At 37.6% G+C, this 24,734-nt stretch carries 22 protein-coding genes; 9 read left to right on the forward strand and 13 right to left on the reverse strand.

Annotated elements, in window-relative coordinates:
• Positions 1-128 precede the first annotated feature (128 nt).
• Together ACZZZK_RS20145 and ACZZZK_RS20150 are read left to right on the forward strand one after the other, a co-directional pair.
• Positions 129-611 carry a low affinity iron permease family protein gene (locus ACZZZK_RS20145; protein WP_056851285.1) on the forward strand — a complete coding sequence of 161 codons (483 nt, stop codon included), beginning with the start codon at positions 129-131 and terminating at the stop codon, positions 609-611.
• Positions 611-1,033 carry a GNAT family N-acetyltransferase gene (locus ACZZZK_RS20150; protein ID WP_056851284.1) on the forward strand — a complete coding sequence of 141 codons (423 nt, stop codon included), beginning with the start codon at positions 611-613 and terminating at the stop codon, positions 1,031-1,033. The genes ACZZZK_RS20145 and ACZZZK_RS20150 overlap by 1 nt, the downstream gene beginning before the upstream one ends.
• A 161-nt stretch (positions 1,034-1,194) precedes the next feature.
• Here ACZZZK_RS20150 and ACZZZK_RS20155 read toward each other — a convergent pair whose 3' ends face one another.
• The 5 genes from ACZZZK_RS20155 to ACZZZK_RS20175 form a co-directional block, all read right to left on the reverse strand.
• The gene (locus ACZZZK_RS20155; RefSeq protein ID WP_463485688.1) at positions 1,195-2,055 is read right to left on the reverse strand and encodes a hydroxymethylglutaryl-CoA lyase; all 861 of its coding nucleotides are present in this window, start codon (positions 2,053-2,055) and stop codon (positions 1,195-1,197) included.
• A 197-nt stretch (positions 2,056-2,252) separates the two neighbouring features.
• Positions 2,253-3,578 (reverse strand): NAD(P)/FAD-dependent oxidoreductase, encoded by a 1,326-nt coding sequence (locus ACZZZK_RS20160; protein ID WP_463485689.1) that lies wholly within the window; start codon positions 3,576-3,578, stop codon positions 2,253-2,255.
• Between the two features lie 652 nt (positions 3,579-4,230).
• Positions 4,231-7,209, reverse strand: a complete 2,979-nt coding sequence (secDF, locus tag ACZZZK_RS20165; protein WP_463485690.1) for a protein translocase subunit SecDF — start codon at positions 7,207-7,209, stop codon at positions 4,231-4,233.
• A 389-nt stretch (positions 7,210-7,598) separates the two neighbouring features.
• Complete coding sequence (locus ACZZZK_RS20170; RefSeq protein ID WP_265799764.1) at positions 7,599-8,108, reverse strand: dihydrofolate reductase; 510 nt, start codon at positions 8,106-8,108, stop codon at positions 7,599-7,601.
• 211 nt (positions 8,109-8,319) lie between these two features.
• Positions 8,320-9,114: a thymidylate synthase gene (locus ACZZZK_RS20175; protein ID WP_463485691.1), complete on the reverse strand. Its 795-nt coding sequence runs from the start codon at positions 9,112-9,114 to the stop codon at positions 8,320-8,322.
• 198 nt (positions 9,115-9,312) lie between these two features.
• Between ACZZZK_RS20175 and ispE the strand changes: the two genes are divergently transcribed.
• The 5 genes from ispE to ACZZZK_RS20200 all read left to right on the forward strand — a co-directional run bounded on the left by ispE (position 9,313) and on the right by ACZZZK_RS20200 (position 13,200).
• Positions 9,313-10,116 carry a 4-(cytidine 5'-diphospho)-2-C-methyl-D-erythritol kinase gene (ispE, locus tag ACZZZK_RS20180; protein WP_463485692.1) on the forward strand — a complete coding sequence of 268 codons (804 nt, stop codon included), beginning with the start codon at positions 9,313-9,315 and terminating at the stop codon, positions 10,114-10,116.
• Positions 10,117-10,194: 78 nt separating this feature from the next.
• Positions 10,195-10,614, forward strand: a complete 420-nt coding sequence (locus ACZZZK_RS20185; RefSeq protein WP_463485693.1) for an OsmC family protein — start codon at positions 10,195-10,197, stop codon at positions 10,612-10,614.
• Between the two features lie 70 nt (positions 10,615-10,684).
• A complete protein-coding gene (locus ACZZZK_RS20190; RefSeq protein ID WP_463485694.1) occupies positions 10,685-11,851 on the forward strand; it encodes an O-succinylhomoserine sulfhydrylase in 1,167 nt (388 codons plus the stop codon).
• 249 nt (positions 11,852-12,100) lie between these two features.
• Positions 12,101-12,820 carry a pirin family protein gene (locus ACZZZK_RS20195; protein ID WP_265799756.1) on the forward strand — a complete coding sequence of 240 codons (720 nt, stop codon included), beginning with the start codon at positions 12,101-12,103 and terminating at the stop codon, positions 12,818-12,820.
• Between the two features lie 80 nt (positions 12,821-12,900).
• The gene (locus tag ACZZZK_RS20200) at positions 12,901-13,200 is read left to right on the forward strand and encodes a response regulator (protein ID WP_463485695.1); all 300 of its coding nucleotides are present in this window, start codon (positions 12,901-12,903) and stop codon (positions 13,198-13,200) included.
• 81 nt (positions 13,201-13,281) lie between these two features.
• Here ACZZZK_RS20200 and ACZZZK_RS20205 read toward each other — a convergent pair whose 3' ends face one another.
• The 6 genes from ACZZZK_RS20205 to tgt form a co-directional block, all read right to left on the reverse strand.
• Positions 13,282-13,674 carry a GxxExxY protein gene (locus tag ACZZZK_RS20205; RefSeq protein WP_463485696.1) on the reverse strand — a complete coding sequence of 131 codons (393 nt, stop codon included), beginning with the start codon at positions 13,672-13,674 and terminating at the stop codon, positions 13,282-13,284.
• Between the two features lie 211 nt (positions 13,675-13,885).
• A complete protein-coding gene (locus ACZZZK_RS20210; protein ID WP_463485697.1) occupies positions 13,886-14,167 on the reverse strand; it encodes a LapA family protein in 282 nt (93 codons plus the stop codon).
• 139 nt (positions 14,168-14,306) lie between these two features.
• Complete coding sequence (locus ACZZZK_RS20215; protein WP_463485698.1) at positions 14,307-17,111, reverse strand: TolB family protein; 2,805 nt, start codon at positions 17,109-17,111, stop codon at positions 14,307-14,309.
• Positions 17,112-18,391: 1,280 nt separating this feature from the next.
• Positions 18,392-19,270: a DMT family transporter gene (locus ACZZZK_RS20220; protein ID WP_463485699.1), complete on the reverse strand. Its 879-nt coding sequence runs from the start codon at positions 19,268-19,270 to the stop codon at positions 18,392-18,394.
• Positions 19,271-19,272: 2 nt separating this feature from the next.
• The gene (locus ACZZZK_RS20225; protein ID WP_082455102.1) at positions 19,273-20,376 is read right to left on the reverse strand and encodes an LptF/LptG family permease; all 1,104 of its coding nucleotides are present in this window, start codon (positions 20,374-20,376) and stop codon (positions 19,273-19,275) included.
• Between the two features lies 1 nt (position 20,377).
• Positions 20,378-21,508: a tRNA guanosine(34) transglycosylase Tgt gene (gene tgt / locus ACZZZK_RS20230; protein ID WP_463485700.1), complete on the reverse strand. Its 1,131-nt coding sequence runs from the start codon at positions 21,506-21,508 to the stop codon at positions 20,378-20,380.
• 97 nt (positions 21,509-21,605) lie between these two features.
• Here tgt and ACZZZK_RS20235 point away from each other — a divergent pair, with 97 nt between their 5' ends.
• Together ACZZZK_RS20235 and rsmG are read left to right on the forward strand one after the other, a co-directional pair.
• Complete coding sequence (locus ACZZZK_RS20235; RefSeq protein WP_463485701.1) at positions 21,606-22,817, forward strand: glycosyltransferase; 1,212 nt, start codon at positions 21,606-21,608, stop codon at positions 22,815-22,817.
• Between the two features lie 26 nt (positions 22,818-22,843).
• Positions 22,844-23,479, forward strand: coding sequence for a 16S rRNA (guanine(527)-N(7))-methyltransferase RsmG (rsmG, locus tag ACZZZK_RS20240; protein ID WP_463485702.1), 636 nt, complete (start codon positions 22,844-22,846; stop codon positions 23,477-23,479).
• Here rsmG and ACZZZK_RS20245 read toward each other — a convergent pair whose 3' ends face one another.
• Together ACZZZK_RS20245 and ACZZZK_RS20250 are read right to left on the reverse strand one after the other, a co-directional pair.
• Positions 23,480-24,454, reverse strand: coding sequence for a M28 family peptidase (locus tag ACZZZK_RS20245; RefSeq protein WP_463485703.1), 975 nt, complete (start codon positions 24,452-24,454; stop codon positions 23,480-23,482).
• Between the two features lie 48 nt (positions 24,455-24,502).
• Entirely contained in the window at positions 24,503-24,700 is a 198-nt protein-coding gene (locus ACZZZK_RS20250; RefSeq protein WP_463485704.1) for a hypothetical protein, read from the reverse strand.
• Positions 24,701-24,734: the final 34 nt, after the last annotated feature.

A 24,734-nucleotide genomic window follows, 5' to 3' on the forward strand; every position in this document is an offset into this window, starting at 1 on the left:
TTTAAGCTGAAATAGTTAATCAGTCATTCAAAAATCATCATTCGATATTTAGATGGAGGCGCCATAGGTTTAAAAACTTATGGCGCTTTTGTTTGTTTTTATTTTTACATTTAAGCAAACATATTGCGATGATAAATAGAACTAACGAGCCAGTAAATAATAACCTTTTTGAACGTTTCGCTAACGCCGCTACCAAGTTTACGGGTAGCTCTGCTGCGTTTATTGCAGCCACAGCAATTGTTGTAATCTGGGCAGTTACAGGGCCGGTTTTTCATTATTCTGAAACCTGGCAACTGGTTATTAATACTGGTACTACGATTATAACTTTCCTAATGGTTTTCCTGATCCAAAAGGCACAGAATAAAGATGGAAAAGCTATCCAGCTAAAATTGAACGAGCTTATTGCTGCGCAACAGGGAGCGAGTAACCGGATGGTTGATATCGAGGATTTAAGTGAAAAAGAATTAGATCAGTTACATCACTTTTATGTAACCATTGCTGCACTTGCAAAGAAAGAGGCTGATATTCGCTGCTCACATTCTATAGATGTGGCTAAAGAATTAAATGAGGAAAAATTGAAATTGAATAAACACTTTAAAAAAGAAAAATAATGAGCTTACAAGTTCAAAAGGTGATTCACCCCGAAGATTTAGATAAAGTATTTGCCATTAGAAAAATTGTATTTGTTGATGAGCAAAACTGCCCACCAGAATTGGAATGGGAGCATGAAGATGAATCTATTCATTTTCTGGCTACGCATAATGGCCAACCCTGTGGCGCATGCCGTTGGCGCAAAACGGATTTAGGCTACAAACTAGAGCGCTTTGCGGTGTTGCAAGATTTTAGGGGTCAGGGTGTAGGGAGAGCACTAATTGCAGAAGCGCTTTCTGACTTGCCTGAAGACGCACATTACATTTACTTAAATTCCCAATTAGATGCGATGAGTTTATATGCTAAGTTCGGTTTTGTTGCCGAAGGAGAACAATTTGAAGAGGCTGGAATTCAGCATTTCAAGATGGTAAAGAAAGTGTAGTTGTTAACTAGTCGTCATTGCGAGGTACGAAGCAATCTTAATGCTTTTGCTATAGATTAAAAGGCTTTTGATGTAAATCTTAAGCTTACATTCTCACCTTCAGTAGTAGAATTGCTTTGTGCCTCAAAATGACGACCATCTAAAAAGCACAATAAATTAACCTACCCAAATATCTTTCCTGACAAAGCCATCGCTTCATTCCATTTATCCATATTAAGATGGAGCGCTTCACCTTTCGAGTTTAAAAAGCTTATCACATCCTCAGTAGCTATATTGCCAGTTAAATCATCAGCAGCCATAGGGCAACCGCCAAAACCTTTTAAGGCAGAATCTATCCGTTTTACCCCAGAGTGGTATGCGGCTTCAATCTTTTCATATCGTTCTACAGGGGTAGAGTGCAAATGAATACCAATTTCAGTTTTGTTGAATTTTGTAATCAGTTTTGGAAGGATGGATGTGATTTTTTCGGGAGTCGAAACCCCAACCGTATCTGCTAATGAAAGAATTTTAACGCCTTTGGCAACTAAAACGTCAGCCCATTTTTCTACAATCTCGTAATTCCATTCATCTCCGTAAGGATTTCCAAACCCCATGGAGAGATAAATAACAGCAGTTTTGTTGTTTTGATCACAAAGAGATAACATTTCTTCAACTGTATTTAACGATTGCGAAATGCTCGAATTTGTATTGCGTTGCTGAAATGTTTCCGATATGGAAAATGGAAAACCTAAATAATTGATTTGCTCGTGTTTTATAGCTTCTTCTACACCCCTCAAATTCGCTACAATTGCTAATAGCTTTGTTGACGTTTGAGTTAAATCTAAATGGTCCAATACTTGAGCAGTATCTGCCATTTGCGGAATAGCCTTTGGCGATACAAAACTTCCAAAATCGAGCGTGTCGAAACCTACCTGAAGGAGAAGGTTTAGATATTCTGATTTTAAATCCGTTGGGACGAAATCATGTAAACCCTGCATGGCATCACGTGGACATTCTACAAGTTTGAATTTTTGATTACTCATTTGGCTCAGTCGTTATTAACCGCAAAGTGCGCAAAGTTTTTCGCAAAGAAAAGAAGATTAGAGAAAACTGTGATCATCAAATCGAGTTTACTTTAATGACCAATGACCAATGACCAATGACCAATGACCAATGACCAATGACCAATGACCAATGACCAATGACCAATGACCAATGACCAATGACCAATGACTAATGACTAATGAACTTCCTTCACGCTGGGTACTTCGGCTCTGTAGTCAACGCTCCGGTCTTTAGCAAACGTTCTGATAATCAATCTCGTTCCTCTATCATAACTAAAATAACTCCAAACCCAATTTACAAATACAATAATTTTATTTCTAAATCCAACAAGGGTCATTAAGTGAACGAACATCCAGGTAAACCAAGCAAAAACCCCTTGGAAACGAATTTTGCCAATATCAACAACAGCTTTGTTCCGGCCAACTGTTGCCATAGAACCTTTATCGAAATACTTGAATTTTTCTAACGGTTTATTTTCTTTGATGTTGATTAAGTTTTTAGCTAGATGATGTCCCTGCTGGATAGCCGCTGGAGCTACTCCGGGATGTCCGTTTGGAGTGGCCTCATCAATTATCGCCGCAACATCGCCAATGGCATAGATATTTTGATAACCGACAACCAGATTTTGGGTATCAGTTTTTAATCTACCACCACGAACCACTTCTGCTTTGTCTAGGCCCGGCAATACCACGCCTTTTACGCCAGCGCTCCAAATTACTGTCGAACTTAATATTGGCGCCTTATCTTGTAACGAAAGGGTATGACCATCGTAACCTAAAACACGAGTATCGTTCATTACCTGAACACCCATCTTAATTAAAAATTCTTTAGATTTTTGTTGTGCCTGTGGCGACATTGGCCCTAAAAGCTCAGGGGAATTTTCAATCAGATAAATGTTCACTTTACTCACATCCATTTCTGGATAATCGTTAGGAATAACATGTCTTTTCAGTTCTGAAATTGCTCCAGCAGTTTCCACACCTGTTGGGCCTCCACCCACTACCACGAAGTTTAATAGAGCGCTTTTCTTATCTAAATCCTTTTCAATTAACGATTTTTCGAAATTTTGCAGAATCAAACTTCTTAAATCTAAAGCCTCTGGAATAGATTTCATCGGCATTGAATTCGCCTCGATTTCTTGGTTGCCGAAGAAATTACTGGTCGAACCAGTGGCAATTACTAAATAATCATAACTCACTTTTCCAATATCTGTCATCAAACAGTTTTCAGCAGCATTTACTTCCGTCACTTTAGTTACCCTAAAGATTAGGTTTTTTTGCCCTTTAAAAATCTTTCTCAAGGGAAATGCAATGGAATCAGCTTCCAATCCGCCTGTTGCTACCTGGTAAAGTAAAGGTTGAAAAGTATGATAATTATGTTTATCAAGCATGACTACTTGAAAAGGTTTATTCTTTAATCGTTTAGCTAGTTCTATCCCGCCAAATCCACCGCCAACTATAACTACTCTTGGGTATTCACTTTTAGGAAGTTGTAAATCCATTTTAAAACGCTTTATCTGTTACTAATGTAACAAAAAGATAGCCAAAAGGTTTAAGAATTAAAGTTTTGAACCGTTTCTTAAGCGCTTCTATAGAGATATAACTTTGATATGACCGAGTTGGTTTTCGCTGGTTTTCAGCAGTGTTCTGGCTAAAATAAACCTGATGGAAACGAGCATGGAGCGCAGCGAAATAAAGTGGACAGCAGGGCTGAAGTTGCCGAAGAAATTCGGGTTTTGCTTTTCAAAAACCTCACTGTATTATTGTCTATAGTATTGGTTATCTAGTGCACGTCAATCGTAGAAAGCCTCACCCTATCAACGTTTGTGGTTATGGGAAGTTAGTGCAAATCCCTCTCTGGAAGAGAGGGAAACAAAATGATGTGGTTTGAACCGATGGGTTTAAATCACAGTCTTCCAAAACCCTCTCTTCAGGATATGAAAAGTTAGTGCAAATCCCTCTCCAGGAGAGAAGGAAATAAAATGATGTGGTTCGAACCGATGGGTTTAGATCACAGTCTGCCAAAACCCTCTCTTCCGGAGAGGGCGGCTGGAAAACTTTTCATACCACGAACTTCCCAAGGGTGAGGCTGTAAAAAAAAATGCCTTCCCGATTGATCAGGAAGGCGTTTAATATATTCTCAGAATCTAGATCTTATTTTTTCTTTTCTTCCGAGCTACCCAAATCGATTACGATAGGAGTAGAGATACATAATGATGAATACGTACCGATAACACGGCCGATTAATAAGGCGAAGATAAATCCGCGGATGCTATCGCCACCAAAGATGAAGATCACCAATAATACGAAGAATACGGTTAACGAAGTCAAAATCGTACGACTTAAAGTACTGTTCAATGCGAAGTTGATCAATTGGTTACGTTCTTCACCATGTAAATCTTCTTTACCAGCTTCTTTTAATTTTTCACGAATACGGTCAAACACAACAACAGTTTCTGTCATGGTGTAACCCATTACTGTTAAAATTGCTGCAATAAAATCCTGACCAATTTCTAATGAGAATGGTAAAACACCATCTAAAATGGTATAGAAAGAAAGTACCATTAAAACGTCGTGGGCTAATGCCAATACAGCACCTAAACCATATTGCCATTTTTTAAATCGCACTACGATGTAGATAAACATGAAGATACATGAAATCAATACTGCGTAAAAAGCTCCATTAACAATATCGCTGGCGATAATTGGCGTCACTTTTTGCGAACTTACAATTTCATATTTCGAACCTGCTAATCCTTTGTTTAAAGCATCTTCAACCACTTTATCAGTTTTCACATCTTGATCTTCGATGTGGAAAGTAGTGGTAATTTTAACCTGACTGTTTTCTCCTGCTGTTTTAACCTCAGGCGTTTCATTACCGAAAACAGGAGTTAACTGAGATTTGATATCTTCAGTGTTAACCGCTTTATCGAAGTGTACAAGGTAAGTTCTACCACCTTTAAAATCTACGCCAAGGTTTAAACCACCATGTTTGAAATACATGCCAATACCAGCTAAGATGATCACTGTAGAAATGATGTAATAGATTTTACGACGACCAACAAAGTTGAAAGCTAAATTTTTAAATGCATTACGTGTAAACTGATTATCAAAGCTAATTTCCATTTTACGATCTAACATCGCTTCGAAAACTAATCTTGAAATTAATACAGCAGCAAATAATGAAGAAAGGATACCGATACACAAGGTAGTTGCAAAACCTTGAACCGGACCGCTACCGAAAGCGTAAAGAATAGCACCTAAAATAAATACGGTAATGTTTGCATCTAAGATAGATGGCATTGCATGTTTAAAACCTTCTTTAATTGCAGTAGGAATGTTTTTGCCCAAGGCAAGCTCTTCACGTACACGTTCGAAAATTAGAATGTTCGCATCTACGGATAGACCAATGGTAAGCACGATACCGGCAATACCAGGCAATGTTAACACCGCACCAAGCGATACCAAAATACCGATGATGAAAAACAAGTTAACCAATAAGGCAAAGTTTGCAACCCAACCAGCACGGTGATAATACAATGCCATGAAGATCAGGATCACGATAAACGCAATCACGAATGAAATTAAACCATCATGGATAGCTTGTGCACCTAAAGTTGGACCAACGATATAACTACCAGCAATACGAGCAGGAGCAGGTAATTTACCAGCTTTTAAGATGTTTGATAAATCCTTAGTATCTGCCTGTGTGAAATTACCGGTAATTGATGAAACACCACCACCAATTTCATTCTGAACAGTAGGAGCAGAATAAACCATGTTATCTAACACAATAGCGATAGATTTTTTATTGTTAGGATCAGCGGCAGCTTCAGCAGTAATTTTTTTCCATTTCGCAGCACCTTCGCTGGTCATGTACATGGTTACCTCTGGTTTACCTTTTTGATCAAAGTCAGCACGCGAATCGCTGATTGCTTCACCACCTAAATCTGGTTTGCCATCAGCACTGGTAACTTTTATAGCATAAAGTTCAAACACTTTAGATCCTTCTCTAGGTTTAACGCTCCACATAAATTTCATCGTAGATGGAATTGCTGCGGCAACCTCAGGAAGTTTTAAGTAGTTATTAACCTTTGCAGTATCTTTTTGTAACGACATACCAACAACTGCACCTGGCATTAATTGTTGTTGTCCGTTTTCTCCTTGATAAATAGGAAGACTTAAAACTGCGTATAATGGATTTGATTTTGCTAATTCAGCTCTTACTGCGGTAGAATCTTTTTTACCTAAGCCAGCTAATTTGCCACCTTTTGCAGTGGAGTCTTTAGCAGCATTCTCTAAGCCGGCTAATTTGCCGCCAGCTTTAGTAGCCGTATCTGTAGTAGCGGCAGGAGTTTCAGTTTTTAAAGTTGCAGCTAAAGTTTTGTTAATGTTTTCTAACAAAGGTGCTACTTCCTGTACCTGGTATACTTGCCAGAATTGTAATTCGGCAGAGCCTTGTAAAAGTTTAGCAATACGTTCTTTATCCTGCACACCTGGCATCTCAATTAAGATGCGGTTACTACCTTCTTGTTTTTGCATGTTCGGACTCACAACACCGAAACCATCAATACGAGAACGTAAAACAGTAAATGAGCGATCGATAGCACTTGTAGCCTCTTTCTCTAAGAAAGATTCAACTTCGCCATTGCTTGCACTTGGTTTTAATTGCGATGCATTGTCTTGATTAGAAAAATAGTCAGCAAGTTTTACACCCGGACTTAATTTTTCAAATTCATCGACAAAAATTTTGATATAATCTTTACCGCCAGCATTTAGCTGAATTTGTGCGTTCTGAACTGCTTTGTTAAAGTTAGCATCAGTAGGGTTGCCCGCTAAAGATTTAACCAATTCCGCTAACGATATCTCCATCGTTACGTTCATACCGCCTTTTAAGTCTAGACCTAAATTAATCTCTTTCGATTTAACTTCGCCGTAAGTGAACCCAACAAGCGGGTAAACTTTCTCGGTACTCATCGAATCTAAGTAAGCCTTTTCTTTGGCTGCATCACCTTTCGCATAGTTTTTTGCGTCTTTCTCTACTTTGGATGCTACCAAAGTAAAGGAAAGTGCATACGCACAAACGATAGCCAATACTATCGCTATAAACTTTATAAAACCTTTTCCTTGCATTGTTTGTTTAAAATAATTTGTCTTTCGCTGTTTTTTAACAAGTCGGCAAATCTAATTAAATTTTTAAATTATAGAACCCCTTAGTTGATAATTTATTAAGATTAATTTTTACCAGATAATTATACCCATGCATTCGATACGCACATATTGTTTTTGCGCCAAAATTAAGGTTTGATTTATTTGGAAAGCAATTGCAGTGGCATTTTGCTTTTGTTCGGTCCTGCCAACTGCTGTAGCTCCGATCAAAAAAATCGGAGGCTGTCGCTATTGTCAGGTTTAAGTGGCAACTAGGCTATCGTCATTGCGAGGCACGAAGCAATCTTAATGCGTTTGCTAAAAACCCATAGTAGTAAAATTGCTTCGAGGCTCTGAATTACGACTTTCTCTGATTATTTCCTTTTAAGCACTTCAAAAGTATAATCGTATTTGTTTTTCTCATCAGCTTTATGCGGATCGCTGCTCACCACTTCCCAATCATTTCTGTCGATCTCTGGGAAAAATGTATCAGCGTCAAAAGTATGATGAATTGTAGTTAGGTAAAGTAGGTCTGTTTTCGGTAAAGCCTGGCGATAAATTTCCGCACCACCAACAACAAAAACAGGTTTTTCTTCTGCTTTAGTAATTTCTAATGCTTCATCAAGACTATTCACAATCTCAACGCCATCAATTTTTAACGATGAATCTCTCGTGATGACAATGTTTCTGCGATTTGGTAAGGGTTTACCAACAGAATCGAAGGTCTTACGGCCCATTACCACGGTGTGGCCCGAAGTGGTTTGTTTAAAAAACTTTAAATCAGCTGGCATGTGCCACAAAAGCTGGTTGTTTTTTCCTATCGCGAAGTTTTCACCTACCGCTACTGCTATAGCAAGGGAAGGGTTTTTTAGTTCATTGGTCATTAGTTCAATAGTTTATTAGTGATGCAACAACTTTCTTAAAGCTGCATGAGTGCTTACGGAATGAGATTGCTTCGTCGTGCCTCCTCGCAATGACGACCATGGGAGCGCATTGTGCCGAAAATCGAGAGTTTGCGAGCGGAGTGAAGCGCCCTGTTTTTATATGCTTTAATTTTCAACTTGCCTTCAGCTACACTTTCAGGGGGGCGAGGTGTTATACTGCTACGATACCTTTAATATGCGGATGAGCCTCATAATTCTCTAGTGTAAAATCCTCGAATTTAAAATCGAAAATGCTTTTTACATCAGGATTGATTTTCATGGTTGGAAGCGGTTTCGGCTCTCTGCTTAATTGCAAATGTGCCTGCTCGATATGGTTATTGTACAAATGCGCATCGCCTAAAGTGTGAATAAAATCGCCAGCTTCTAAACCACAAACTTGTGCCACCATCATGGTTAATAAGGCATAAGAAGCAATATTAAAAGGCACGCCCAAGAAAATATCGGCACTACGCTGATAGAGTTGGCAGCTTAATTTACCATCAGCTACGTAAAACTGAAAGAAAGCGTGGCAAGGAGGCAAAGCCATGTTTTCGATTTCTGCTACGTTCCATGCAGAAACAATAATTCTTCGCGAATCTGGATTGTTTTTAATCGTGTTAATGATGTTCGTAATTTGATCGATGTGTTGTCCATCTGGTGTTGGCCAACTTCTCCATTGTGAACCATAAACTGGGCCGAGGTTTCCCTCTTCGTCTGCCCATTCATCCCAAATGCGAACGCCATTATCTTTTAAGTATTTAATGTTTGTATCGCCAGTCAAGAACCAGATTAATTCATGTATGATAGATTTTAAATGCAGTTTCTTCGTGGTAACCATCGGAAAGCCCTCCTTCAAATTGAAACGCATTTGATAGCCGAAAACGCTAATTGTTCCTGTTCCCGTGCGGTCGTGTTTTTGAGCGCCGTGATCCAGCACATGTTGCATTAAATCTAAATATTGTTTCATAACTCCGAACCCTAAAGGGCTTCCAAATCTTAAATAAATTATTAATTACAAATATGTAAAAAATCTTAATCACGAAATCTTTTAGTTTTCTACATTAACGGATTTTTAAACAAGCCTGACTTTTGTATGTTTGCATCAGCACTGTATTTGACTTTGAGGGGGAAATCTCAAATCTCAAATCTCAAATCTCAAATCCGAATGTTATCTTTTCCAAATGCAAAAATAAACCTGGGCTTAAATATTACTGAGAAACGCAACGATGGTTATCACAACCTCGAAACCGTTTTTTATCCTATTAATATCAAAGATTCAGTTGAAATTACCGATGCTGATTTCACCTCCTGCAAAATTCATGGCATTGATATTCCTGGTGATGCTAATGATAATCTGTGTATAAAAGCTTATCATCTCGTTAAACAAGATTTTGAAATTCCTGCGCAGCAGATTAATTTATTGAAAAACATTCCGGTAGGAGCAGGTTTGGGAGGTGGTTCGGCAGATTGCGCTTTCCTTATAAAATTGTTAAATGATAAATTCAAGTTGGGCCTATCGATTACAGACATGGAGAATTACGCCCGTAAGCTTGGTGCAGATTGTGCTTTTTTTATCGAAAATACACCTGTTTACGCCTTTAACAAAGGCGATGAATTTGAAAAGTGCGAAGTAGATTTGTTAACCTGGTTTAAAGTTTTAGTGAAACCGCCTGTACACGTGAGTACAGCGGATGCTTATGCGCTTGTAAAACCTCAAAAGCCTTTGCAATCCTTAAAAGAAATCATACATTTGTCGCCAACAACATGGAAGAATAAGGTTATCAACGATTTCGAGCCATCGGTATTCGCAAAATATCCCCAAATTCATCAAATAAAAACCAGTTTATACGATGCAGGCGCAACATTCGCTTTAATGAGTGGTAGCGGCTCGTCTGTTTTTGCAATTTTTAACGCACCTGTTAAACTGCCCGAACTGGAAAAAGACAATTTAGTTTATTATAATATTTAAAAAGAGCTGAAAGGTAAAAGCTGAAAGACTAAAGCAAAATCGTCTTGATACTTGATACTAAATACTCGATACTACAAAATGAATATAAATCTCATCCGCAAAAGCGGAAAATTTAATTTCGAAGCAGTAAATGAAAGCGGTTTTACCGTCGAATTAGATGCGAAAGCTGCTATTGGTGGCGAGGGCAAAGGTTTCAGACCTATGGAAATGCTTTTGGTTGGACTTGGTGGTTGTAGTGGAATAGACATGGTAAATGTGTTAACCAAACAGAAAGAACCACTTGAAGATATTAAAATCGCCATCAATGCTACCCGCAAGAATGAAGAGATGCCGCCTATTTTCGACGAAATTGAAATTCACTTCGATTTATCAGGCGATTTAAATCCAGCAAAAGTGGAAAGGGCTTTGGCTATGACCTTCGATAAATATTGTTCCGTATCCAACATTTTAGGTCGCTCTGCGAAGATTAATTTTACATATAACATAAATAAGGTTTAGGGTAAAAGGTTTATGGCTTAAGGTCTGGAATCTCGTATCACCAATCTCAATACTCATATCACAAGACAAAATGAAATCCGAAAATTTTGAAACTATAGCTATACGCACTCAAACAGAACGCAGTTCGCACAAAGAACACTCTGCACCAATTTATCTCACTTCGAGCTACAAGTTTGATGATGCTGAAGAAATGCGGGCTTTATTTGCAAACGAGAAAGAGGGAAATGTTTATAGCCGTTATTCAAACCCAAATACCTCAGAGTTTATAGAAAAAATGTGCCTTTTAGAAGGTGCTGAAGATGGTTTTGCTACTGCAACGGGTATGGCTGCTATTTTCACCACATTTGGTGCCTTCTTAAAAGCCGGCGACCATATCGTTTCCAGTCGCTCAGTTTTTGGATCAACACATCAGCTATTAACCAATGTTTTCTCTAAATGGGGTGTAACTTTTGATTATGCTGATTTGGATAAGCCTGAAGATTGGGAAGCTTTGATTAAGCCGAATACCAAAATGATTTTCGTTGAAACGCCATCAAATCCCGGTATTGATATTATCGATTTAGCTTTCCTTGGCGATTTAGCCAAAAAACATCATCAGCTTTTAGTAGTTGATAATTGTTTTGCAACGCCATATTTGCAGCAGCCGATTAAATTAGGTGCGCATCTTTCTATTCATTCTGCTACGAAATACATCGATGGACAAGGAAGAGTGCTGGGCGGAATTGTTTTAGGTACGAAGGAATTAATTACTGAAGTTGTTGCATTTGCCCGTCATAGTGGCCCGGCTTTGTCGCCATTTAACGCCTGGATTTTATCTAAAAGTTTAGAAACCCTGGCTGTTCGTATGGACCGCCACTGCGAGAGTGCTTTAAAAGTGGCTGAGTATTTGGAAAAACATCCAAAAATTAAATTGGTTAAATATCCCTTTCTTCCTTCTCACCCTCAGTATGAAATTGCTAAAAAGCAAATGAAGCAGGGTGGTGGTATCGTCACTATTGTGGTTGAAGGTGGCGTTGAAGGTGCCCGCAAATTTATGGATGGCCTGAAAATGTTCTCCATCTCTGCAAATTTGGCCGATACACGTTCAATCGCTACGCACCCGGCAACAAGTACGCACAGCAAACTTACAGAAGAGGAACGCAATATTGTGGGCATTGAGCAAGGCTCTATCCGTTTGTCAATCGGTTTGGAGCATATTGATGATATTTTAGCAGATATTGAACAGGCACTTTCGTAATTACGACTTTAGAATTACGAATTACAATTTTTAGAAAAATAATTGCAGTGGGGCGTCGGTTACGATAGCCCCATTTTTTTTGATGGCTTGCAGGCCCTTATCGGTGATCAATTCCAACAAAGCGATATGAATGACCCCTAACTTCGAACCACTAGCTCGAAACTCAAAACCCCAAACTTTCTTACCCTACATCAATGCACAGGTTTCAAACCTGCAGTAAATTTGTATCATAAACAAGAAAGGAAATTTATGTCACAGTTTATTTTGCACAAAGAAAACACCAGAGGCCATGCAAACCATGGTTGGTTAAATGCTCACCACTCATTCAGTTTTGCTAACTACTACAATCCTGAAAGAATGCACTTTGGAGTTTTACGGGTTTTAAATGATGACTTGATTGATGGTGGAATGGGTTTTGGAACTCACCCACACGATAATATGGAAATCATTACGATTCCATTGGCAGGTGCCATTGCACACAAGGATAGCATGGGAAATTCGGCAGTAATTAAAAGCGGAGAAATCCAGGTAATGAGCGCCGGAACCGGGGTTAGCCATAGTGAATTTAACGCTTTGGCAGACGAACAGTTAAATTTATTACAAATCTGGCTGTTCCCTAACAAGAAAAATGTTACGCCACGTTACGACCAGCAAACTTTAGATGTTGAAGCTCGTCACAACAATTTTCAGCAGATTTTATCACCAAACCAAGATGATGCTGGAGTTTGGATTCATCAGGATGCCTGGTTCTCATTGGGTAAATTTGATGAAGGCTTCGAAACCGAATACAAAATTAAAAAAGCTGGAAACGGTGTGTACGCCTTTGTGATTAATGGAGAAGTTACCATTAACGGCCAAACATTAAACAAAAGAGATGGTTTAGGGATTTGGGATACGGACAGCATCAGCTTTAAAGCAAACTCTGCAGACGCAGAAGTGTTATTAATGGATGTTCCGATGGAATTATAATTCAGTTACGTGTTAAAAGTTGCGGGTGATAGGGCTAAAGCTCTTACTCGCAACTTTTTACGTTTAAATTAAACGAAAATATGATGCAAAATACTATACTTTATATCGGTCGAGACACAGAAATTACTATCGTAATGAACAGATTGCTTAACGCCCGACCTGAATGGAAAGGCATTTGTGTTTGTACAGACGAGGAAGCAATGTCTGTTTTAGAAACGCAGGATGTTGATTTGGTGCTTTTAGGTAACGGAATTGATCTTGAGTGTGAACAGGTGCTTAGAAAGCGTATAAACGAGCTCAAACCTAATGTGAAGATTATTCAGCATTACGGTGGCGGAAGTGGATTGCTTTACGGCGAAATTATGACTGCGCTATGCTAATAGTCTTTGACTAGGATTTTTAAGATTAAAGGATTTCAAGAATTTGGTTTCCGAGGTCGAATCGTAAGGGTCTTTATCTCATTAAACTGGTCTTTTTTTTTCAGGATGATTGGTGTTATACACTCTTTTAAAAATTAAGCTCTTGCTACCAAAATTTATAAGCAAACCAACAGGAAGATTGTAAGCCTCTAAGTAATTTATGGCTTGATTTAAGTGTGCATCAGTTAATTCAGATACTGCTTTGAGTTCAAGCATGATCATATCTTCAACAAAAAAGTCTACTCTTCTTATACCAATCTGAATGTTATCGTAAAAGATGGTCATTTCCATTTCTCTGCTAAAACTTAAATTTTGTTTTTGCATTTCTATAGAGAGTGCTCGTTGATAAATCACTTCCTGAAAGCCCGAACCCAAAGTGCAATGTACTTTTATAGCACAGCCGATGATTTTTCCCGTTAAATCGCCATATTTCATTTTGGTAGAATTAAATTTTACTTTCTAGAAATAGGGATGATCTAATATCCATCAAATTTTTAATCCATTACAATTCCTCGGCAAATTATTTTCAAACCTAACAAATCCCAGAACTAGTAAATTAGTTTAGTTCTGATCCTTTCAATTAAATTGATCTAGTATTGCAAATCCTAAAATCATTCAATCCTTGAAATCTTGGTAACTTCTGCTTTTAACTGATATAATCCCTGTCCTCATCACTTAATTCCTTTTTATTGCTTACTGGCTGATTTTTCTCAATTTCAGTATCGTAACTACTCACTGTTTTTCTAGGTCGACCTGCAACGAAGCCGATAATAAAACCAATCACTACACAAACTCCGATTACGATCAGTTTAGAAACAAAAACACCATCCACAATAATGAAATTGAATGCTACTTCATCACTGTTTAGGAATAAAAAAGCAGTTAGTAATGCCGTAAGGATGATGATGAATATGGTTTTTCCACTCATAAGTCTGGTATTTGTTAAAACTGATTGATAAACAACAAATTGTATTATTGGTTTGCTTCTTTGTTCAAGTAGGGTGAAAATACTCTTTTTTTTGATTCTGATGAAAGAAAAATCTTAACAAGAATATGTTTTGCTTTACTTAAAATGAATAATTGAAAGAAAATTCTAATATTGGGTTTTGATCGTAAATTTTGTTAACGAAAACCAATCTCGCCCCAACATCAACTACGGGTTGGTATCTTAAAAGATTTAAACTACTGTTTAGTTCTACGCCATAGGTTTTAGGTTGGCCAATGTTGCTGTCTACACCTATGTTTTCATAATGACAAAACAAACCCGCTCTAACATTTCGCACATAGACTAAAGAGCTCAATTCCCAATCTGGAAAAGCAAATGGAAAACGATAATTGAAAAGCATGCTGTTTTGCAACTTGCTTTTTGCGAGGATATTGTTGTAGCCGTAAACCGTTGCAATTTCTGTAGCATACTGATTGGCGCCGCTTGCTTTTTGGTAGTTGAAACTCGCCAGGAAAGAATGGTTTTTCGCCAGGCCTGGGAAGTACAAGAAACTTTCCAGCGCAAGGATTTCGCCGGTTAAATTTTTATCAAATGGTTGGTGGTTATAAGTTGCCCTTAAAATCTGTGCCCATCTTGGCGCAATGTCTCGTTCGGTGGTTCGCACACTGTGGTTAAAAGTAAAATTATATTCCATTGGAAATTTCAACTCTCGAATGAAATTAGTCGGCATATTCTCTGCAAGGTATCGCTGTGTAAAACTGGTTGCCGCATTGAGTGTGAAAGAGTAGTTTTGATTCCTTGCATTAAATGATAGCGGTACCGATGCGTTAAGTTTGATGAAGTTCTCTCTCCAATCTCCTTGCTGAATCGCGTTTTTAGCTCGATAGAACGTTCGTTTTGGTCGATTGCGATATAGAACACTAAAAACAGGGTAAAGCGCCTTATAGCTAATATCTGCCGTATACTCAAAACGTTTTAAGTCCCGATGGTATTTTGCGCCGGTATAGAAGTCCATCGTATTAAGCAAATTGTTAGATTGCAGCTCAAGGCCGAAAACATATTCATTGTCGATTACCGGAATCACACTATGAAAACTGAACAGGTTTAAGTCTTGACGAAAGCGCTTGGTCTGGAAAGTGCTGTCGGAAATATTTTCGAAAATATTACCCGCACGTTCTTGCTTTTCTGCTGCTGAAGAAAAATCTACAAAGGTGTTTTCTCCAACTGGATTTTCCGTTATTGCTTTCTCTGCAATTTCATAACCGTTGATGTTATAATCGTTAAAAGTGATTTTTTCATGATCAGTTTCGGTCGCATTGAATGCGCCATATTTTGAATTGCTCAAAGCATTTATTTTTTTAGAATTGATATCAATATTGTAGATGTTATCGATGCCATTAAAGTGTGCGTTGAAAACAATTTTGTCGCCGATAAAAATTGGCCGACTGAGCTGTTGTCTGCTGTTAGAAATGAGTGGTGTTTTTTTCTCGTCCTCTAGCAGCCATAAGTTTTTTCCATTCTCGCTTACGCTGATGTAAGCAATACGATTTCCGGTTTCGTCGAAACTCGGTGTTTGTAAAATTTCGTTTTCAGCGTTGGGGTAAGTTTTCAAGATCTTACCAGATGAGGCATCAATTTCTACAAGGTTAAACTGGTTGTTGAGTTCAACTTTTGCAGCGATTATTTTTTTGCCATCACTCGAAAGGCTAGGGGAGAAGAGTCGGCTTTGACTGCTGAGCTTTTTGAATTTTTTTGTATTAAAATTGTATGAGCAAATTACACTGTAACTTCGCTGCTTGTACCTGGGGTCGTAGCGAATTTCATCCCAAACCAAAACGTTATTTTTGTAACTGAACCAGGGCTGTTCCTGGTTACCAATTCCAAACAATTTTCGTTCACTTTTATCTTCATTTATGATCACAAAATAACGGGCATCTTGCTTGCTTTCTTTGAGCGCTAAAATCTGGGTTTTATTTAAACGAACTGGGAGAAAATAGTTCGTTGCCAGTGATGTTTCTTTATTTAAATTTTCATACTTATCTTTTGAAGTTTCTTCATCCTGTTTTTTCCAATTTTCGGTTAGCTTTTCTTGTGTGGAAAGGAAATATTTTTTTGTGTTTTTTCCGGTGATTTTTTTCAGGCTTTGCGAAAAAGGATAAAGCCTTAATGGTCTTCTTCTGATGTCGCCCAGTAAGCTGTCGGAAATGAACTGTCCATGCCTTTCTCTCATGTCGGCAACCATTAAGTATCCGGTTTGATAGTAGCCTGGCGTTACATCTTTGTTAGATCCGAAATAAGCTTTGCTGTACGAGAATTTTTTGCCTTCTAAAACCGATGTCCGAAAAGGCATGATCCAATTGGGCTGCCGCCCTCGTCCTGATTGGGTGAGTGCAGTTTCATTCACCACAGCATCACCCTCGAAAAACCAGGTTGGTAAGCCGGCGCCAAAATAGGCGAAGTAAACCAGCTCTGGAAAGGGACGTCTTTGTGATCCTGTCAACTTGTCAAACTGAGCAATGTGTCGAAGTTCATGGACTGCGAGGTTATTCAGCCAATCTTGACTATCAAAATATTGTGGTGGTGTGGTGTAGAATTCAGACTTCTTCGGGCCTAACTGAACGAAGCCATTTGCTATGGTTCCGCGGTTCTGTAAGAGGAGTGGGATGGAGGTATTTTGTTGCCTCAAGCCTAAGCCGATTTTAGGGTAGATGAAGGGTAGTGTATTCGCCATTCTTTGTGCTTCTTTCTCCATCTCTTGAGGATAAATAATTTTGAAGCCTCCAGACTGGATATAGTTCCATCTTACACTAAGTGGGTTCTGGGCTGCGCTGAAAATCTGCCCAAAAACAGATAGTGAAACAAAGCTTAATATAATAGTCGTTAAATGCTTGATAAATAGTATGATGTTAGTGTTATTTGAATGCATTTGAGTTGATTGCTAAAATATTTAGTTTTAATTGTTTTTTGACTTTTAATTTTCGTGCAATTTTTCTTGATATAAAAATATATAAGTTATTGATTTTAAAAATTATATGTAAATTAAGTAAATTTAGATGTTACCGCTTTTTATATAACAATTTAATCAATAATTGAGATTTAGTGGGATGATTTTATAATTTTTATAATCTTTCCAAATCTGCCATTAATGTACACTTATTAATCGATTTTCTTCAAAATTTTTTGCTCAATGCTGCGGAGGGTGTTACGGATTTAAATTTATTTTTTCCGACTTTTATAGAAATTTTCGATGTGAATTGCTCTTAATTAACACCGCTTTTAAGTAAATTCTGTAACGTTTGATGACATTTTTTTTCTCTTGGATTCTGGTTTTGTTTATCGATTTTTCAGTGGTAGACCTGGTTTTTTGTTATCATAATTTGCCTCATGATCGCTAAAGTTATCTGGTGATTGTAGCTTGTAGGAAAAGTTTAATCGTTTAAACTAAACACTCCATATTTTAAGTACGATGACAATATGTCATTAAATAAACTCGGCTGGTATCTTTGAGAGAAGCTCGTTTCCAAAGTTTTTTTAAGAGAATTTAGTTTAACGGTTTTGGGTATTAGGCTCTTTCGAATCTATAAAAAGTATTAATTAACAATTTTTATACTTTGAAAATCGATCGTTTTTTTTGGTATTTCGGACTTAACTTTTCTAAATAACGTATATTTTAAGGTGAGATTTAGGTATCAAAAATGCCTGATTTGCCTTTTTAAATTGCAATTCCTTGCAATATTCGCCGATAAATAAAAAAATATAAGCTATAATGAAAAACTTATTTTGCGGCTTAATCTACTGTTTATGAGCTGCTTATAACGGTTTCGAATAAGTGATCAATTTTTATATCACAAGCGGGGAATTTTGTTAAATATTCACTTTCAGTTCGCACTAAAGCTCAAATAGACAGCGAAAATTTAAATAGCACACCATTAAAATTTAGCTGTCTATTTGAGAAATTTGCTGTTAGAATGCTTGATGATGTTTACTGAAAATTCGCAATTTTCCACCTATAATTGCTAGTTGTTGAGTTGGAAATTTAAATAAAATCTGGTTCTAAGGAGACGTGGATTTATACCGTTTCACCCTATGAATTTGCATTGTTTCCATTGTCTCAAATCGACAACAAATACCATACGAATTTCAGTTCATTCGTGCATAGATCAAGCTAATTGAATAGGAAATTATAGCATGAATTGCAACCTTGAATTATCTCTTATTATACCTCTTTTTATAAACCGGATAAAGAAATATAGCACCTAAAATAATCATTGCTCCAATGTAAAAACCACCGGTCATTTGCTCTTTATCTTTAAAGAAAAAGTAAGCGAGTATGATGCCATAAACGGGTTCTAAATTGGTTACTAACGCTACGCGAAAAGCCGATAAAGTTCTCATTACTGATACGCCTGCAACATAGGCAACGGAGGTGCAAAGTGTACCGAGAATGCCAATATAAATCCAGTTATTTACACTTAAATTAAAGCTCATATTTTGGAATGAGCCATCATAAATACGGTATATGGTAATCCAGAATAATCCACCAACCAATTCATAAAATCCAATAATGGAGGGCTCACTTTTTTGAACGAGCGTAGAATTTATAGTAGAAAAAAGACTGGAGGCGACTGCTGCTAAAAGTCCGAAAATAATCCCCAAAGTATATTGGCCTTCGAATTTGAAGATCATATAAATCCCCAGAATTATTAGTAACCCGATTAGCACATCACCCATTTGAATGGATTGTTTTTTGATCAGCGGTTCTAAAATGGCTGTGAATAATGTAAAAGAGGAGAGGAATACCAGCGTTACCGAAACGGTAGAAACCTTAATTGCATGAAAGAAAAATATCCAGTGAATGGCTACAATTCCGCCCGTTAAAAAGAACTGTATAAACTGCAGTTTTGTGATTTTTATATTCTTTTTAGTAGCGATAAACCAAAGGAAAAGAGTTGAGGTTGCAATCAAAACACGATACCAAACTAATGGTACTGCATCTATCGAAATTACTTTCCCGAGTACTCCGGTAAAACCCCAAATTAAAACCGTTAAATGAAGAATAATTAAATTCTTTTTATTGATGTCCATCTCTATTTTGGAGCTTTTCGGAGAAGGTAAATACCTAACATGCCGAATACGATTGTAGGTAAGATCACTGCTAAAAATGGAGGCAACCCACCTTTTGTAGAAAACATTTGTGTGAATTGATTAAACACGATATAGGCAAAGCTAATAAAGATGCCTATTCCCAATGATACCCCAACTCCACCGCGAACTTTTCGGGAGGATAAAGCAACACCAATCAACGTTAAAATGTAGGCAGATAATGGATGTAAATAGCGTTTGAATTTCTCAAATTCGAGATCGTTCATGATACCCGTTCCGCGAATTTTCTCCTTTCTGATCTTCTCTGAAAGTTCCTTTGTAGATAGATTTTGAACTACATTATCATAGGCAGAAAAATCATCAGGACGCATGTCTAAAATGGTATCTTTTACTTTACCACTTCCATAAATCATGCTTTCTTTCAGCCCATCAATTTTTCTAATAGAATAGTTACTCAACTGCCATTTTCTCTTTAACGAATCCCATTTGATGTTATCTGCAACGATTTTTTTTACCATCACATCTCCATTAAAATTGTCTAGTGTGAAGCGATATCCATAGTTGGTTTTATTATCAAAACTCTCAATATAAATGTAAGTTTTGTTATCCAGTTTCATGTGGATATTTGATTTGGTCGAAGGGTCGTTTCGTTTTACAAAGGTATTTTCGAAGCTGTTTTTTAAGGTGTTGGTATAGGGTAAAATGTAAAGGTTAGAAACCAAATTTGCTGAAAATATGATCGTAGCCGATACGAAATAAGGGAACAAGAATCTATTGAAACTTACACCACCACTTAAAATGGGAACAATTTCGGTTTGATCAGCCATCTTCGCGGTAAAAAAAATTACGGCAATAAAGTTGATGAGTGGAGAGAGCATGTTTACGTAAAAAGGGATGGAGCCTGCGTAGTATTTGGTGAGTACACCCCAGAAGCTAAGCCCGCTTTTCATGAAATCATCCATCTTTTCTGATAAATCAAAAACAACAATAATAATCACGAAAATAGCCAGGGTATATACGAAAGTACCCAGGTATTTACCAATAATATATTGATCGATAATTTTAATTCTCCCTTTTATCAGACTCATTTTATAGTTTATTGCCTAAAATTTTGACCATTTTGTTTTTCCATTCGTAAAATTCGCCAGCAATTATTTTTTCGCGGGCTTGCTTCACTAACCACAGATAGAAGTGTAAATTATGCAATGTTGCAATTTGTGCGCCAAGCATCTCTTTGCTATGAACCAGATGTCTGAGGTAAGCCTTGCTGGTCACCTGGTCGGCGTGTAAGTCACTTTCTGCATCTAAAGGAGAAAAATCATTTTCCCACTTCTTATTTCTGATATTGATTATTCCATTTCGGGTAAAAAGCATTCCGTTACGGGCATTTCTTGTAGGCATTACACAATCGAACATATCTACACCAAGCGCAATGTTTTCCAGAATATTAATTGGTGTTCCAACACCCATTAAATAACGGGGTTTTTCGTAAGGTAATATATCGCAAACCACTTCCGTCATGGCATACATTTCCTCAGCAGGTTCTCCAACAGATAAACCTCCAATGGCGTTCCCTTCACGGTTCATGCTGGCAATAAATTCAGCAGATTTTATCCGCAGATCTTTATAAACCGACCCTTGTACAATAGGGAACAACGTCTGGTCGAAGCCATATTTTGGTTCTGTATTATCAAAATGAGTGCAGCATCGCTTCAACCAGCGATGGGTCATTTTAATTGATTCAGCTGCATAGGTATAATCGCAAGGATATGGCGTACATTCATCGAATGCCATGATAATATCAGCGCCAATAGTCCGCTGAATGTCCATAGCATATTCTGGTGTAAACAAATGTTTTGAGCCATCAATGTGCGAATGAAACGTTACGCCTTCTTCTTTTATCTTTCGAACTTTACTTAACGAGTATACTTGATAGCCTCCGCTATCTGTTAAAATCGGACGATCCCAGCCTATAAATTTATGCAAACCTCCAGCACCTTCTAAAATATCCAACCCTGGTCTTAAATATAAATGGTAGGTATTTCCCAGTATAATTTGTGCTTCAATATCTTCCTTTAGCTCTCGCTGATGCACAGCCTTCACAGTTCCTGCGGTGCCAACAGGCATAAAAATTGGCGTTTGTATCTCTCCGTGGGCGGTTGTAACCGTTCCTGCTCTGGCTTTTGATAAAGGATCGTTAGCCTGTAAAGTAAATTTCATATAGGTTGCAAAAGTAACAAATTTAGCGCACCTGTAGGTAATCTTCTAGCGTTTAGTGCCTAAAGCTAATGGATAGAATGATCCCCAAAATTTAATTATGTGTTTATGCGACCTATTTTTTTCAACATCAGGCGTATTGCAGATTAAAAATGTGAAATTTGCGCCTATTTATTTTAACATCGTGATATTAACCCTGCTTGAAAATATTTTGCTCTCTTTATTGGCGTTTTGCTTACTTGTGCAACTTTACTATGTTCTATTCGTTCATTTGAAACTCGCCAATACCAATATTGAAGAAGTACCCAAAATAGCTCAGAAGCCAGTAAGTGTAATCATCTGTGCGAGAAATGAGATCAAAAATCTCGAACAATATCTTCCCTCAGTACTCAATCAGAATTACCCGAATTTTGAAGTTGTAGTGGTTAACGACCGCTCTTGGGATGGTACAGAAGAATTTTTGGAGGCCTGGGAGAAAAAGTATTCCAACCTGAAAGTAGTGAAGATTTTAGATAATGATAAATTCCTCGCGGGTAAAAAGTTTGCTGTAACTATGGGAATTAAGGCTGCAAAATACGATTGGTTGGTTTTTACTGATGCCGATTGTACGCCTGCTTCTGATAGTTGGTTAATGGATATGCAACAGCCACGCGATGAAAATGTAGAAATTGTTTTGGGCTACTCACCTTATTTAAAACGAAGAGGCCTATTAAATGCCTTAATTCGTTTTGAAACCTTTTTTACAGCGGTAAATTATCTGGGTTTTGCTATAAAAGGGATGCCTTACATGGGAGTAGGTAGAAACATGGCCTATAAAAAATCGCTTTTTTTTAAGCACAAAGGTTTTGCCGCTCACATGCATATCCCTTCGGGGGATGATGATTTATTTGTTAACGCACATGCCAACAAGCACAATACCGAAATTAGAATGAATCAAGAAAGTCATGTTTGGAGTGAGCCGAACCATACTTGGGCCGGCTATCTGCGCCAAAAAAAGCGTCATTTCGGTGCGGGTAAAATGTATAAGTCGAAACATAAATTCATTTTAAGTCTGCAGATCATTATCCAATTTCTATTTTATGGATTCTTTGCAGGATGTATGTTTTTAAGCCGGGAAGCCCAGTATATTGCTGGTGGAATATTGCTGCTGAGTATCGTGATCCGTTGTTTCGTTTATCCGAAATTGCTGAAACGTTTAAACTATGGTGATTTACGTTGGTGGTTCCCGATTTTAGATATACTTTTGTTTTTCTTTTTAACCCTTAACGGCTTTCTTGCCCTATTTGGAAAGAAAAAAGTGAATTGGAAATAAGTAAAAAAACCTTTAAGAATTACCGCATGGCTGATGTAAAACCTGATATCATTCTAAAATATTTTCCTGATTTAACTGCGCAACAAATCGATCAGTTTACGCAACTGTTTGAATTATACGTTTTTTGGAATGCTCAAATCAATGTAATTTCCAGAAAAGACATTGAAGAATTATACGAACGCCATGTACTGCATTCGCTTGGTATAGCAAAGATCTGTACTTTCAAAGCCGGTGAATCGGTTTTAGATGTGGGTACAGGCGGAGGTTTTCCTGGCATTCCATTAGCTATTTTGTTTCCAGAGACCCAGTTTCAATTGGTCGATTCAATTGGAAAAAAAATAAAAGTGGTTAAGGAAGTGGCTTCTGCTTTGGGATTGAATAATTTAAAAGCCGATCATTTAAGGGCAGAACAGGTTAAAGAAAAATTCAACTTTGTTGTCTCCAGAGCAGTTACTCGTTTAGGCGAATTTTATCCCTGGATTCAAGGTAAATTCAAAAAAGACGCCATTAATGCCATTCCAAATGGTATTTTATATTTGAAAGGTGGCGATTTAGAGGAAGAAATAAAGGAATCAAAACTGAAAGCAGAATTGTATCCGCTTTCAGAATTTTTTGAGGAAGATTTTTTTGAAACTAAATATGTAGTGTACGTTCCGCAGTAGCTAAAACTTATTTACCTTCTGCGGATTATCCATCATCCTCATTTTGTCTTTTAATAATTGTTGCAAACCAGTTTGTTTATCTACTGCTTTAACAACCTCTAGAACAGCATTCGCGGCATCGCTAAAAAATGGTTTAGTGATTGTAGAATACTCATCTGTTGCTTTATGATAATCTTTATGGTCTTCAACGCCAAAATATAGGAAAGGAATATTTTTAGCATTGAATGCGCCCTGATCGCTTTGGTTTGTCCAATCATCATGCCCCATTTTCGGATCATCATGGCCTAAAATAACTTTGATTTCTTTTCTGTTGGTATCAATATATTTCTTTAACTCTGGATATTTGAATGTACCAGCTACGTACAGTTCACCTTTGTCGCTATGGCTAATCATATCCATATTTATGTTTACTGCGATGGTATTGATATTTACAGGTGGATTAGCCACAAATGCTTTTGCGCCCTGTAAACCCATTTCTTCTGCATCAAATGAGGCGAAGATGATCGTATTGTTAGGCTTGTTCTTAGCAAAGTAGGCAGCAATTTTAAGTAAGCCTGCCGTACCTGATGCATTGTCATCGGCACCATTAAATACCTGATCCTTAACGACTCCCAGGTGGTCATAATGAGCTGAAACTACAATCACATCTGTTCCTTTGCCAGGAATGTAGCCAATGATATTTGTGCCGTTTACTTTTGCTCCACCTCTGGCATTAAATGTAAATTCTTGTGCGTAGTTAACATTTTGAGGATAAGATTTTAGACCAAGTTTTTGAAAACGCTCAATAATGTAAGCTCTCGCCATTTCAGCACCTTTTGTGCCGGTTTTTCTCCCCTGATAGGCGTCGGAAGATAAAACTTCCACATCTTTTAAAAGTTGGGTATCTAGTTTGCCTGAGCCAGCGGAAGTTTGATTTTTAACTGATGAACAGCAACTTAGCATCATGGCTAAGGGGATAATATAAAGGATTTTCATGTTGTTTTTTTTCGTCATTGCGAGGCACGAAGCAATCCTAAAACTTAATTAGAAATTAAAGAACATGCTTCGCAATGACGTGATGATTAAATTATGTTTAAAGATATTAATTATTGAGACATTGAAATGGAAATATAGTTTTTTATGCTGTTGTGGAGTTGTGGTTTTGTCATCCTGAGGCACGAAGTATCCCTGCCTACCGCAGGCAGGTGTTTCATCGGCTGCAGATGCTTCGTGCCTCAGCATGACAGCGTTTATAAGAACTTCACCAGAATTTGAA

The sequence above is a fragment of the Pedobacter sp. AC163 genome (assembly GCF_979258665.1).